This window comes from Micromonospora sp. SL1-18 (assembly GCF_047921505.1).
Taxonomy (GTDB): Bacteria; Actinomycetota; Actinomycetes; order Mycobacteriales; family Micromonosporaceae; genus Micromonospora.
Genome location: NZ_JBLROA010000007.1, coordinates 118,702 through 132,124, shown reverse-complemented (window position 1 = coordinate 132,124; position 13,423 = coordinate 118,702). Strand labels below are relative to the sequence as shown.

The following is a 13,423-nucleotide window of genomic DNA, read 5'->3' as shown; positions in this document are numbered from 1 at the left end:
ATGAGGGATCTTGGGAAACCCGAGGGGGCCCGGGCCTGTTCAACTCTCCGGCCGACCCGCCGGCGGTGCCTCAGCTGCGTCCGGCCCCGCCGTCGGCGAAGACCAGCCGCAGTATTCGGTCGTCCTCTGCGGCCGGCTTGCCCCGCCCGTCCCGGTTGGACGTGCTCACCCAGACCGAGCCGTCCGGGGCGACCGCGGCGGCCCGGAGCCGGCCGTACTTGTCGGTCAGCAGCTCGTGGGGCTGGCCGAGCACGGTGCCGTTCGCGGCCAGCTCGACCAGCCAGAGGCGCTGCCCGCGCAGGCAGGCGGTGACCAGCAGGCGACCCACCACGGCCAGCCCGGAGCAGGAGGCGTCGGCGGTGGGCCACTGCACGATCGGGTCGACGTAGCGCTGGTCGTCGGCGCGCCCCTCGGCCTGCGGCCAGCCGTAGTTGCCGCCCTTGTTGATCTGGTTGATCTCGTCCCAGGTGTTCTGGCCGAACTCCACCGCGTACATCCGCTTGTCTGAGGTCCAGCCGAAGCCCTGGACGTTGCGGTGCCCCAGGGACCAGACCGGGGAGCCGGGGGTGGGGTTGCCCGGCGCGGGCTTGCCGGCCGCGGTGATCCGCAGGATCTTGCCGCCGAGGCTCTTCGCGTCCTGCGCGTTGGAAGACTTCTGGGCGTCGCCCGTGCTGGCGTAGAGGTAGCCGTCCGGGCCGAAGCCCAGGCCGCCGCCGTTGTGGTTGCCGGCCTTCGGGATGCCGGTCAGGACCGGGGTGGGGTCCGCGCCCAGTTGCAGCTTCGCGATCCGGTTGTCCTGGGCGGTGGTGTAGTAGACGAAGACGGTGCGGTCCTTGGGGTACGACGGGGAGACGGCGATGCCGAGCAGGCCGCCCTCGCCGCCGGCCGCCACGTCCGGCACGGTCTGCACCACGGTGACCTTCATCCCCTCGGGCCCGGACGCCGGCCCGACCTGGAGGATCCGGCCGCTGTCCCGTTCCGTCACCAGCGCGCCGCCGTCGGGCAGGAAGGCGATTGCCCAGGGCACCGCCAGCCCCTTGGCCAGCACCGTGGCGACCACCTGCTGCCCGGCGCCGCCGGGGCTGGCCGTCGCCGAGGGCGTCGGCAGGTTCGGCGGCGCGCCGGCCGGGTCGGGTTCCGGCTCGCCGAACGCGCAGCCGGCGGTGCTCAGCAGCAGCGCCGCGCAGGGCGCCGCCAGCGCCATCCGGACACGGCCGGTGCGGGGGTACGGGGGACGGGCGTTCACCCGCCCCAGGGTAGCCGGGCGGCGGCCGGCCGGCCGGGCGTGACGGCTATCGTCGGCGGTCGTGAAGGTATGGATTCCGCACCGCGCCGGCCACGCTCTCCTCGGCGAGCTGCCCTCGGGCATCACCGTGGAGTTGCTGGAGGACCCGACCCGGCTCCCGTCGTCCCCGGCCGGCATGCGGTTCTGGGTGCCGCCGTTCCTCTCCGGCCGGGACGCCGGCGCGCTGCTGGCCGAGCTGCCCGATCTGGCCGTGGTGCAGCTGCTGACCGCCGGGGCGGACGCCTGGGCGGGGCAGGTCCCCGACGGGGTGACGCTCTGCGACGCCCGGGGAGTGCACGACTCGGGCACCGCCGAATGGGTGGTCGGCGCGATCCTGTCCGCGCTGCGCGGTTTCGGTCCGCTGGCCCGGGCCCAGGCCCGCCGCGAGTGGGCGTACGACGAGGTGGCCCCGACCGACGAGCTGGCCGGCAAGCGGGTGCTGATCGTCGGGGCGGGGTCGATCGGCTCGGCGCTCCAGGCCCGGCTGGCCCCGTTCGAGGTGACCTTTACCCTGGTCGCCCGCACCCCGCGTCCCGCCGAGGGGGTCCACGGGGTGGACGAGCTGCCCGCCCTGTTGCCCGAGGCGGACGTGGTGGTCCTGCTGGTGCCGCTGACCGAGCGGACCCGGGGCCTGGTCGACGAGAAGTTTCTCGCCGCGATGCCGGACGGCGCGCTGCTGGTCAACGCCGCCCGCGGCCCGGTGGCCCGGACCTCGGCGCTGGTCGCCGAGCTGGCCTCCGGCCGGCTGCGGGCCGCCCTGGACGTCACCGATCCCGAGCCGCTGCCCGCCGAGCACCCGCTCTGGGAGCTGCCGAACGTGTTGCTCACCCCGCACATCGGCGGCTCGGTACGCGGCCTGCTGCCGCGGGCGTACCGGCTGGTGGGGGAGCAGCTGCGGCGGTTCGCGGCCGGAGCGCCCCTGGCGAACCGGGTGGTGGACGGCTACTGATCGGCCATGCCTGGCCTCCTGCGGATCGGCTCAGTCGGTGCCGGTGGACAGGTCGTGCCCGGTGACGGAGACCAGCCGGGGCAGGTCGGCGGCACGCACCGCGGGGAGCACGAGCAGCTCGCCGTCGTCGAGCCGGGCGACCCCCCGGCCGCGTGCGTCGCCGGCCAGCGCGGCGACTTGATCCCAGGGAATCCGGCGCTGCCCGGCGAGCGCCCGCAGCCGCAGCCCGCGGGGGTCGGCGTCGGTGCCGGCCCGCCACGACCAGACGATGACCGAGAGCGGGATCAACAGCACCCAGAGCAGCCACCAGCTGGCGGTGGCCAGTGGCAGCGCGCCGACGAACGCGACGATCGCGGCGACCAGGATGGCCTGGTTGTGACGGAAACGGATGGTGTTGGCGCGGCTCACCCCTCGATGATCCCACCCCGGGCCCGTTCCGTCCGCGGCGGGCGCGGCGGTGGCGACCGGCGGCACAGGTGTGATCGACGCCACGCAAGGTTTCACGTCACCAGCCGCGTCCGGAATCGTTCATAGCCATGGCTGTCCCGGCTCCCCGCCCGGTCGTCCGCATGCCGTAACCCGCCCAGCCGCTGGCTCCGCACGCTACTGGCGCAACAGCACGCCCCGTGCCCCCTCACGAAGGCGATCGTCGTGCCCGTCACCCACCCCGTCGCTGGTCGACGCCGCCGACCACCGCTGCCCGACCTCGTCGTGCCGGTCGCCGGCACGCTACTCGTCCTGGCCGGGGCCGCCGGCCTCGTCCCGGCCCTCGCCGCGGCGGCGCTCGCCGTCGCCGCCGGCTGCACCCTGGCCTGCGTCCGGCTCGCCTGGCTGGCCGGCGCCCCGCCCGCCCGCGCCGAGCCGGACCGGCTCCTGCCCGTCGAGTCGGCACCCGCCGTGCAGCCGCGGGCCACGCCGCCGCCGACCCGTGGCGGTGGATCACGGCGGACCGACCGGTGGACCCGCCAGGGCGTGCTGTTCCGCCAGTGCGCCGCGATCCTCGACGCGGCCGTGCTGGCCGCCGGGCTCACCGTCGCCGTGCTGCCGCTGACCGACCCGCCGCACCGGACGCCGGTCGCGCTGGTCGGCCTCGCCGTCACCGCCCCGCTGTACGCCGTTGCGCTGCTCCGGCTCCCCGGCCGCCTTCGGCGCACCGCCGCCGAGCGGCTCCGCCGGGCCGTCGATGTCCTCGGCCTCGGCCTCGGCCTGGTCTTCGCGGTCTGGATGCTGCTGCCGCCCGGCCCGGTGCCGGCGGTGGCCATCGCGAGTGTCGCCGGAGCGTCCGGGGTGGCGGTGCTGCTGGTGACCGCGCGGGCGGACCGGTGCCGCCGGCCGGGCGTGGCGCGCTGTTCCGCCGGAGCGGCGGCCTCCCTCGCCGGGCTGACCCTGCTTGTGGTGCTGCTCGCCCACGGCGCCCCGGACCGGGCCGCCCTGGCCGTCGTGCCTCCGTTGCTGGCCGGCGTGCTGCTCACCGCCGACGGTGCCCGGCGTGCGGCCACCGGCGGGCCGTCCCGGCCCGACGGCATCCCGGCCGTCTGGCCCTGGCTGACCGCGCCGGCGGGCATCGCCGCGCTGGCCGCCGGCCACCGCCTCTGGACGGCGAGGGAGATCGCCGTCCCCGCGATCGCCCTGGGGCTGGCGGTCATCCCGCCGATGGTGCTCCGCGAGGTGCTCGCCGTCGTCGACCAGCGGCGCCGCGCCGACCGGCTGGCCCGGGAGTCCCGGCTGCGCACAGCTGACGACCGGCCGGGCGCGGCGGACCCGGTCGACGATCGGCCGGACACGTCGAATCCGCTTGTCGGCTGGCCGGACACGCCGGATCCGCTTGTCGGCTGGCTGGGCGCGTCGGACCCGCTTGTCGGCCCGCCCGGGACGGCCGACCCGCTCGCCGGGCTGGCGGACCGAAACGACCTGGTGCGCGGGCTCGCCCGGCGGGAGGGCGGCGCGTTGCTCGTCGTCGACCTGGTCGGGGCCGCCGACGGTGCGGCCGTGGACCGGTCCGTGCTGGTCGAGGTCGCCCGTCGGCTCCGGGCCGGCTGTGGCCCCGGCGACCTGGTGGCCCGTCTCGCCGACGCCGAGTTCGCCGTGCTCACCGACGTCGGGCCGGTGGTCGCGTACGCGCTGGGCAGCCGGTTGCTGGCCGGGCTGACCGAGCCGGGGGCCGGCGGGGTGCCGCGGATCCGGGTCAGCGTCGGGCTGGCCGAGACGACCGGCGGTGATCCGGAGGACGTGCTGCGCCAGGCCGATCTGGCCCGGCGACGCGCGGTGCAGCTCGGCCGGGACCGGGTCGAGTGGTACGACGCCTACCTGGAGGAGCAGCTCGTGCGCCGGCTGGACCTGGAGCGGGAGCTGCCGGGCGCGCTCGCCCGGGGCGAGCTGGACCTGGTCTACCAGCCGGTGGTGGCCCTCATCGACCGACAGCCGGTCGGCACCGAGGCGTTGCTGCGCTGGCGCAGCCCGGCCCTGGGCACCGTGCTGCCGGACGAGCTGCTGCCCGTCGCGACCGACCTGGACCTGCTCGGCGAGGTCGGACGGTGGGTGCTGGACCGGGCCTGCCGGCAGCTCGCCGACTGGTCGGGCGGGGGACGCAAGCTGTGGATGGCGGTGAACGTCACGCCCCGCGAGCTGGCGGCGCCGGACTTCGTGGCCCGGGCGGCGGCCGCCCTGGCCGCGTACGACGTGCCTCCGGAGCGCCTCGTCGTGGAGGTGGCCGAGCCCGCGGTCGGGGCGGAGCTGTCCACCGTGGTGGCCCGGCTCGCCGGCCTGCGCTCGCTCGGCGTACGGACCGCGCTGGACGACTTCCGGGCCGAGCACGCCTCCCTCGCCCAGCTCCGGCGGCTGCCGATCGATCTGCTCAAGGTCGGCCCACATCTGGTCGGGCCGGCCGCCGACGGGCGCCTTCCGCTGATCGAGGTGGTGGCCGCCCTGGGCGACCGGCTCGGCCTGGAGGTGGTGGTCGAGGGGTTGGAGTCCGACGCACAGGTCGCCGGGGCCCGCCGGGCCGGCTGCCGCTACGGCCAGGGCTTCGCCGTCGCCCGCCCGGCCACCGCCGAGCGGGTCGAGGCGTGGTTCGAGGAGTTGGGCCCCGCACACCGCTGAGCCGGCTGTCCGGCAAGGATACTGAACCGGTTCACCGACTCCGGGGCGGCGCCGTGCTGCCGCGCGGTGCGTTAATCGCCACCGTTCCGCTGCTGGTGATGCTGTTCGTCGGCGGACGTCAGATCGTCCGCGGAATCATGGAAGGCGCAGTGAAATCGTGAGCCGTCAGACCCTGCACGAGGGCTGGGTGCTGCGGGCCGTACCCGGTCCGCAGGTGCCGGCGGAGGTCGCCGGCCGGTCGGTGCCGGCCACGGTGCCCGGCTGCGTGCACACCGACCTGCTGGCCGCCGGCCTCATCCCCGACCCGTACCTGGACGACAACGAGACCCGGCTGGGCTGGATCGGGCGTACCGACTGGGTCTACGAGACCACCTTCGCCGCGCAGCCGGGCGACGCCGACCGGGTGGACCTGGTCTGCGCCGGCCTGGACACGGTCGCCACGGTGACCCTCAACAGCACCGAGGTCGGCCGCACCGAGAACCAGCACCGCGGGTACCGGTTCGACCTGGGGGACCTGCTGCGGCCGGGCGCGAACACCCTGACCGTCCGCTTCGACTCGCCGTACCGCTACGCGGAGGCGCACCGGGAGCGGCTCGGCGACCGGCCCAACGCGTACCCGGAGCCGTTCAACTTCATCCGCAAGACCGCCTGCAACTTCGGCTGGGACTGGGGTCCCACCCTGGTCACCGCCGGCATCTGGCAGGAGATCGGGCTGCACGCCTGGTCGACCGCCCGGCTGGCCGCCGTCCGGCCGCTGGTCACCGTCTCCGGCGACACCGGCCGGGTGGAGCTGTCCGTCGAGGTCGAGCGGGCGGCGGACGTCCCGCTGGTCGTACGGGCCGAGGTCGCCGGCGTCACCGTCGAGGTCACCATCCCGGCGCGAGAGCGCACGGCCGTGGCGACGCTCACCGTCCGAGACCCCGAGCGGTGGTGGCCCGCCGGGTACGGCGAGCAGCCGTTGTATCCGCTGACGGTGACCCTCCACGCCCCCGACGGTCGGACGCTGGACACCTGGTCCCGGCGGATCGGCTTCCGCTCGGTACGCCTCGACACCACCCCCGACGCGCGCGGCACCCCGTTCGTGCTGCACGTCAACGACGTGCCGGTGTTCGTCAAGGGCGTCAACTGGATTCCCGACGACGTGTTCCCCAACCGGGTCACCCGGCAGCGGCTGGCCGAGCGGCTCACCCAGGCGATCGGGGCGAACGTCAACCTGATCCGGGTCTGGGGCGGTGGCCGGTACGAGTCGGCAGACTTCTACGAGTTGGCCGACTCCCTCGGCCTGCTGGTGCAGCAGGGCTTCCTCTTCGCCTGCGCCGCGTACCCGGAGGAGGAGCCGTTCCGCACCGAGGTCGAGGCCGAGGCGCGCGAGCACATCGTCCGGCTGGCCCCGCACACGTCGCTGGTGCTCTGGACCGGCAACAACGAGAACATCTGGGGCTGGCACGACTGGGACTGGCAGCAACCCCTCGCCGGGCGCACCTGGGGGCGCGGCTACTACCTGCACCTGCTGCCCCGGATCGTCGACGAGCTGGACCCGACCCGGCCGTACTGGCCGGGCAGCCCCTGGTCGGGCCGGGAGGACACGCACCCCAACGACCCGGGGCACGGCACCACGCACATCTGGGACGTCTGGAACACCGACGACTACGCGAAGTACCGGGAGTACGTGCCGCGCTTCGTCGCCGAGTTCGGCTACCAGGCGCCCCCGGCGTACGCGACCCTGCGCCGGGCCCTCTCCGACGAGCACCTAGCGCCCGACTCGCCGGGAATGGCCCACCACCAGAAGGCGATCGACGGGGACCGGAAGCTCCGGCGCGGGCTGGACGCCCACCTGCCGGCGCCCGCCGACTTCGACGACTGGCACTACCTCACCCAGCTCAACCAGGCTCGGGCCATCCAGCTCGGCGTCGAGCATTTCCGGTCCCACCAGCCGGTCTGCATGGGCACCATCGTCTGGCAGCTCAACGACTGCTGGCCGGTCACCTCGTGGGCGGCGGTCGACGGGGACGGCCACCGCAAGCCCCTCTGGTACGCGTTGCGCCGCGCGTACGCCGACCGGCTGCTCACCGTCCAGCCGCGCGACGGTGGGCTGGCCCTGGTGGCGGTGAACGACACCACCGAGGCGTGGCGTACGCCGGCCACGGTCACCCGGTGCACTCTGGCCGGGGAACCGAGGGCGAAGACCTCGGTGGACCTCGACGTCCCCGCGTACGCCTCGGTGGCGCTGGCGCTGCCCGCGGAGCTGGCTAGGCCGGACGAGGCCCGGCGGGAGCTGCTGGTCGCGGAGGCCGGCGCCACCGCGGAGCGGGCGCTGTGGTTCTTCGCCGAGGACCGGGAGATCGAGTGGCCGGCGGCGGAGATGGAGGCCACGGTCGAGCCGGTCGACGGCGGCCAACTCGTCCAGGTGACCGCCCGGGCGATACTGCGCGACCTGACGCTGTTCCCGGACCGGCTGCACCCGTCGGCGGAGGTGGACCAGGCCCTCGTCACCCTGCTGCCCGGCGATTCGGCGGTGTTCACCGTGCGCGCGGACATCCCGCTCGACCCGGCGTCTCTCACCACCCGCCCGGTGCTCCGCTGCGTCAACGACATAAGGCGGCACCCGCTGCCGTTGTGATTCTTGGACAGTTGCCGTTCACAACGAACGGCAACTGTCCAAGATCTCGATCGCCGACGCCCCGGCGGAGGTCGGTCAGCCTGGCAGCGCGCCCAGCCCGGCGAGCAGTTCCCCTCGCTCGGCCTCGCTGAGCACCGCGTACGCCGGCTCGTCGCGGCAGTCGGTCTCGGCCTCGATCGCCGCGCGTTCCGGCCCGTCGGGCAGCGCCTTGATCTGCGCGGCGGTCAGCCCGGCGGCCCGCCACGCGGCCCGGTGCGCGTCGGCCCGGTGGTGGCGCAGCGAGCCGAGCCGGGTGGTGAGCAGCACCGCCGGCGAGGCGTCGTCCGGCTCGTGAGGCGGGGTCATGGCGCGGAACGCCGGCCCGCCGGTGGCCAGCCCATGTGCCAGCACCCGGCCGACCAGCTCGGCCAGCCGGGGCACCGACGCCAGGCCGGGCAGCATGGGGGGACCGGAGGACCAGAGTTCCTCGGCGGCCTCGGCGGTCGCCCGCTGCGCGAACAGCGCCAACTCCCGGCCCAGCTCGGTCAGGTGCCAGGTGCCCTCGGCGTCCACCTCAAGGACGCCCTGGTCCAGCTCCCGGCTCATGTCACCGGTGGTGTAGACCAGCCCGTCGGCGAGGGCCTCGGCCGGCATCGGCCGGGCCAGCAGGCCCGAGTAGAAGCTGTTCTCGGAGCCGAGGTCCGCGCCCCGCTCCGCGTAGAACGCCTCCATCCGGGCCCGGGCCGCCCAGCGGGTGGCCACGTACACCCGGTCGATGACCGGCCGGATCCGTCGCGCGTAGCTCATGGTCGTCCCCACGACGCGCGACCCTACCGGGGACGGGTGTTAATAAGGGGCCCCTGCTATGCAATAGGCGTTAATAAGGGGCCCCTCCTTTCACTCCGGCACGCGGCGGTAGGCGCCGTCGCTGGCCGAGGTGGCCATCGAGGCGTACGCGCGCAGCGCCGCGGACACCGGCCGCTGCCGGTCGGTGGGGGTGTACGGGCGGTCCCGCTTCTCCTCGGCGACCCGGCGGGCATGGAGTTCGTCGTCCGGAACGTTGAGCTGGATCGACCGGGCCGGGATGTCGATGACGATCTCGTCGCCTTCCCGCACGAGCGCGATCAGCCCGCCGGAGGCCGCCTCCGGGGAGACGTGGCCGATGGACAGGCCGGAGGTGCCGCCGGAGAACCGCCCGTCGGTGAGCAGCGCGCAGGAGCGGCCCAGCCCGCGGCCCTTGAGGAACGAGGTGGGGTAGAGCATCTCCTGCATGCCGGGGCCGCCCTTCGGGCCCTCGTACCGGATCACCACCACGTCCCCGGGCACGACCTCCTTGGCCAGGATCGCCGACACCGCGTCGTCCTGCGATTCGTAGACCTTGGCTGGGCCGCGGAAGGTCAGACACTCCTCGGGCACCCCGGCGGTCTTCACCACGCAGCCGTCCGGCGCCAGGTTGCCGTGCAGGATGGCCAGCCCACCGTCGGTGCTGTACGCGTGTCCCCGGTCCCGCACGCAGCCGCCGGCCGCGTCGGTGTCCAGTGACGACCAGCGGTTGGTGGTGGAGAACGGCTCGGTGGTGCGCACCCCGCCCGGCGCGGCGTGGAACAGTTCGACCGCCTCCGCCGTGGCCGAGCCGCCCCGCACGTCCCAGTCGGCGAGCCAGCGGGTCAACGAGGGGGAGTGCACCGCGTGCACGTCCCGGTTGAGCAGGCCGGCCCGGTCCAGTTCGCCGAGGATGGCCGGGATGCCGCCGGCCCGGTGCACGTCCTCCATGTGGTAGTGCGGCGAGTTCGGCGCGACCTTCGCCAGGCAGGGCACCCGGCGGGAGATGGCGTCGATGTCGGCCACGCCGAAGTCCAGCTCCGCCTCCCGGGCGGCGGCGAGCAGATGCAGCACGGTGTTGGTCGAGCCGCCCATCGCCACGTCGAGCGCGACGGCGTTCTCGAAGGCGGCCCGGTTGACGATCGAGCGGGGCAGCACCGAGGCGTCGTCCTGCTCGTACCAGCGTTTGGCGATGGCCACGGCGGTGCGACCGGCCTCGACGAAGAGCGAGCGGCGCGCGGCGTGGGTGGCCAGGGTCGACCCGTTGCCGGGCAGCGCCAGCCCGATCGCCTCGGTGAGGCAGTTCATCGAGTTGGCGGTGAACATGCCCGAGCAGGAGCCGCAGGTTGGGCAGGCCGAGCGCTCGATCTGGCCGAGCTGGTCCTCGGTGACCGACTCGTTCGACGCGGCGATCATCGCGTCGATCAGGTCGATCTTGGAGTGCACCACGCCCTCGATCGCCACCGTCTTGCCGGCCTCCATCGGGCCGCCGGAGACGAAGACCGTCGGGATGTTGAGCCGCAGCGCGGCCAGCAGCATGCCCGGCGTGATCTTGTCGCAGTTGGAGATGCAGACCAGGACGTCCGCGCAGTGCGCGTTGACCATGTACTCCACCGCGTCGGCGATCAGCTCCCGGCTGGGCAGCGAGTAGAGCATGCCGCCGTGGCCCATGGCGATGCCGTCGTCCACCGCGATGGTGTTGAACTCCCGGCCCACCCCGCCGGCCTCGGCCACCGCGTCGGCGACCAGGCCGCCGAGGTCCTTGAGGTGTACGTGACCAGGGACGAACTGGGTGAAACTGTTGGCGATGGCGACGATCGGCTTGCCGAAATCGTCGTCGGTCATCCCGGTGGCCCGCCACAGGGCCCGGGCGCCGGCCATCGTCCGACCGTGGGTGGAGGTCCTCGACCGCAGCTCAGGCATGACTACCAGTCTGACACCCGCTGCCCCGACGGCCGCTGGGCACGCGGGCCGTGTCCCAACAGTTGCACACCCGGTACCCCTGAGGGGGCGCGCATCCGGCAGAGTTGAGGTCGTGCAATCGTCCCCGGGCGTGGTGATCGTCGCGGTCCTGAGCGGGCTCGCCGCCGTGGGCGCCACCGCGCTGCTCGCCGCCTCGGCCCGGCGCCGGGTCGGGCCGCACCGGCAGACCCACGTGCTGCTCGCCGCGGCCGCCGGGATCGCGCTGTGCAGCCTCCTCGTCGGGGTCGCCGCCGTGCTGGCCACCGGCGACGACTGGGCCTACCGGCAGGGGCAACGCACCGGCTGGGCGACGCTCGTCTCGATGGGCGGCACGCTCAGCGGGCTCGCGCTCGGCGCCGCCCTGCTCCGCCTGCCCGGCGCCGCGGCCACCCGGGCCGCCACCGCCCGGTTGCTGCTCGACGGCGTGATCATGGCGAGCGCGCTCTGGTTCGTCGGCTGGGTGGTCTTCAGCGAGCCGACCCGGCTGCTCGGCGCGCTCACCCCGGTGGCCTGCGTACCCATCGTGCTGGCCACGATGAGCGCGGCGCTCACCGCCGGGCTGACCCTGATCATGGTGTTGCGGGCCGCTGCGCCGCGCGGGCGGTTCGTCCTGCTCGGCGCCGGGACGACCTGGGTGACCAGCGGCGGGCTGGGCCTGTCCGCCGGGCTCTGCCAGGCCGGCCCGGTGCTGGCCCTAACCGGCGCGGCGGTGCTGGCCACGGGCCTGCTGGCCACCGCCGCGGCGGTGCACCGGGTCGACCTGCCCGCCCAGGTCGACGTCGACCTGATCCGCCGCGACGGCGAGTACGCCTTCGTGCCGATGTTCGCCATGGCCGCCTCGGCGATGTACCACCTGAGCCAGGATGGCGGGTTCGACGCCCTCGGCATCGTCGCCGGCAGCGTCGAGGGCTTCGCCCTGGTGGCCCGGCAGTACCTGGCCCTCAACGACGTCCGGGGCTACGCCGACCGGCTGGCCGCCCGGGAGGCCCACTTCCGCGAGTTGGCGCACACCGACCCGCTCACCGGCCTGGCCAACCGGCGCGGGCTGCTACGCGCGCTGCACCGCCGCGCCGACGCCGGCGTCCCGTGCGTCCTGCTCGGGCTGGACCTGGACGGCTTCAAGAACGTCAACGACATGCGGGGGCACGACGTCGGCGACGCGGTGCTGATCGAGGTCGGCCAGCGGCTGCGCGGCAACCTCCGCCCGGGTGACCTGGCCGCCCGGTTCGGCGGTGACGAGTTCGCGGTGCTGATGCACGGCGCGAGCGACGCCGGGCCGGTCGCGGAGCGGCTGCTGGAGGTGCTCGGCAGTCCGTACGAGGAGGCGAAGGGGCCGATCTTCCTGTCGGTCAGCATCGGGGTGGCCGGCAACCACGGGGAGACCGACGTCGAGCTGCTGCTGCGCAACGCGGACCTGGCGTTGCGCTACGCCAAGCAGCGGGGCAAGAACCGGGTCGAGCACTACGACGCCACGTACGACCAGCTGCTGCGCCGGCGCACCATGCTGGAGCACGAGCTGCGCGGCGCGATCGAGCGCGACGAGCTGCGGCTGGCGTTCCAGCCGGTGGCCTCGCTGCCGTCGGTCCGCCCGGTCGGCGCCGAGGCGCTGCTCCGCTGGCATCACCCCGAGCTGGGCAACGTCCGCCCGGACGAGTTCATCCCCCTGGCCGAGGAGTGCGGGATGATCTCGAAGCTGGGCGCCTGGGTGCTGAATCAGGCCTGCTACCAGCTCTCCCGATGGCTGGCCGACGGGCACGACGTCTGGGTCTCGGTGAACGTCTCGCCCCGGGAGCTGCACGCCCCGGAGTACGTCGTCCAGGTCGCCGACGCGCTGCACGCCCACCACGTACCGCCGCAGCGGCTGGTGCTGGAGGTCACCGAGCACGCGGTCGCCACCGACCTGGACGAGCTGATCCGGCGGCTGGCCGCGCTGCGGCTCACCGGGGTGCGGATCGCGCTGGACGACTTCGGCGCGGGCTACTCGTCGCTGGGGCAGCTGCGCCGGTTGCCGATCGACATCCTCAAGATTGACCACAGTCTGGTCGCCGAGCACGAGCCGGTCCGGCCGGTCGGCCGGGACGGGCCGGCGTTCGCCCCGATGGTGGACATCGTCATGCGCCTCGGGCACCAGCTCGGCATGGAGGTGATCGCCGAGGGCGTCACCACCCCCACCGAGCTGGCCGCGGTGGTCGCTGCCGGCTGCCGGTTCGGGCAGGGCGCGCTCTTCGGCTGGGGAGTCCCGGCCGAGCACCTGGAGGCGATGCTGGAGGCGGCCACCTCGCCGGGCGCGCGCCCCACCTCCGTACCGCCGGCGCAGGCGGTCACGCCGCTGCGCCCCGGCTCCTCGCCGCTGCTGCCCCGGCTCCGGTCGAACGAGCCCGCGTCGGTGCCCGCGCCGCGTGCTTCAGATGAGGAATCTTCGCAGGTGGGGACGGCCGCGGAGGGCGCGCCGCAGCGGGACACGCCGGCGCCCGTTAACCAAAATGTGGGATCAGTTGACTCATCGCGTGAGATGCGTCAGGCTTAGCCACATGTCGTCGAACCGGTCTCTGCGAGTACTTACCTGAGCGCACTCTCCGCTGATCGAGAGTGCGCTGGCCCCGTGCATCTGCACGTGGGCTTTTTTGTTGCCATCGGACCATCACCGGGACGCCCGCGTTCCATCCTGAGAAGCGCATCACCCACTCCAGCCGAAGGCTTGAACCGC

General features: G+C 74.3%; 8 protein-coding genes. 4 read left to right on the top strand and 4 right to left on the bottom strand.

Annotated features, from left to right (window positions below):
* Positions 1-70: 70 nt before the first annotated feature.
* Complete coding sequence (locus tag ACNAW0_RS05250; RefSeq protein WP_416286557.1) at positions 71-1,246, bottom strand: PQQ-dependent sugar dehydrogenase; 1,176 nt, start codon at positions 1,244-1,246, stop codon at positions 71-73.
* 61 nt (positions 1,247-1,307) lie between these two features.
* Between ACNAW0_RS05250 and ACNAW0_RS05245 the strand changes: the two genes are divergently transcribed.
* Positions 1,308-2,234: a 2-hydroxyacid dehydrogenase gene (locus ACNAW0_RS05245; protein ID WP_416286556.1), complete on the top strand. Its 927-nt coding sequence runs from the start codon at positions 1,308-1,310 to the stop codon at positions 2,232-2,234.
* Positions 2,235-2,264: 30 nt separating this feature from the next.
* Here ACNAW0_RS05245 and ACNAW0_RS05240 read toward each other — a convergent pair whose 3' ends face one another.
* On the bottom strand, positions 2,265-2,642 hold the full coding sequence (locus ACNAW0_RS05240) for a PH domain-containing protein (protein ID WP_416286555.1): 378 nt from the start codon (positions 2,640-2,642) through the stop codon (positions 2,265-2,267).
* Between the two features lie 243 nt (positions 2,643-2,885).
* Between ACNAW0_RS05240 and ACNAW0_RS05235 the strand changes: the two genes are divergently transcribed.
* Both ACNAW0_RS05235 and ACNAW0_RS05230 read left to right on the top strand, forming a co-directional pair.
* The gene (locus ACNAW0_RS05235; RefSeq protein ID WP_416286554.1) at positions 2,886-5,333 is read left to right on the top strand and encodes a putative bifunctional diguanylate cyclase/phosphodiesterase; all 2,448 of its coding nucleotides are present in this window, start codon (positions 2,886-2,888) and stop codon (positions 5,331-5,333) included.
* A gap of 157 nt (positions 5,334-5,490) precedes the next feature.
* The gene (locus tag ACNAW0_RS05230; RefSeq protein WP_416286553.1) at positions 5,491-7,953 is read left to right on the top strand and encodes a glycoside hydrolase family 2 protein; all 2,463 of its coding nucleotides are present in this window, start codon (positions 5,491-5,493) and stop codon (positions 7,951-7,953) included.
* Positions 7,954-8,028: 75 nt separating this feature from the next.
* On the opposite strand, the gene ACNAW0_RS05225 is transcribed toward ACNAW0_RS05230, so the two are convergent.
* Together ACNAW0_RS05225 and ilvD are read right to left on the bottom strand one after the other, a co-directional pair.
* Positions 8,029-8,751, bottom strand: a complete 723-nt coding sequence (locus ACNAW0_RS05225; protein ID WP_416286552.1) for a hypothetical protein — start codon at positions 8,749-8,751, stop codon at positions 8,029-8,031.
* A 78-nt stretch (positions 8,752-8,829) separates the two neighbouring features.
* Positions 8,830-10,677 carry a dihydroxy-acid dehydratase gene (ilvD, locus tag ACNAW0_RS05220; RefSeq protein WP_416286551.1) on the bottom strand — a complete coding sequence of 616 codons (1,848 nt, stop codon included), beginning with the start codon at positions 10,675-10,677 and terminating at the stop codon, positions 8,830-8,832.
* A 112-nt stretch (positions 10,678-10,789) separates the two neighbouring features.
* Here ilvD and ACNAW0_RS05215 point away from each other — a divergent pair, with 112 nt between their 5' ends.
* Positions 10,790-13,243 carry a putative bifunctional diguanylate cyclase/phosphodiesterase gene (locus ACNAW0_RS05215; protein WP_416286550.1) on the top strand — a complete coding sequence of 818 codons (2,454 nt, stop codon included), beginning with the start codon at positions 10,790-10,792 and terminating at the stop codon, positions 13,241-13,243.
* Positions 13,244-13,423: the final 180 nt, after the last annotated feature.

Excerpts from the sequence above, each read along its gene's own strand:
- ilvD (WP_416286551.1), bottom strand. The coding sequence starts at position 10,677 with ATGCCTGAGCTGCGGTCGAGGACCTCCACCCACGGTCGGACGATGGCC.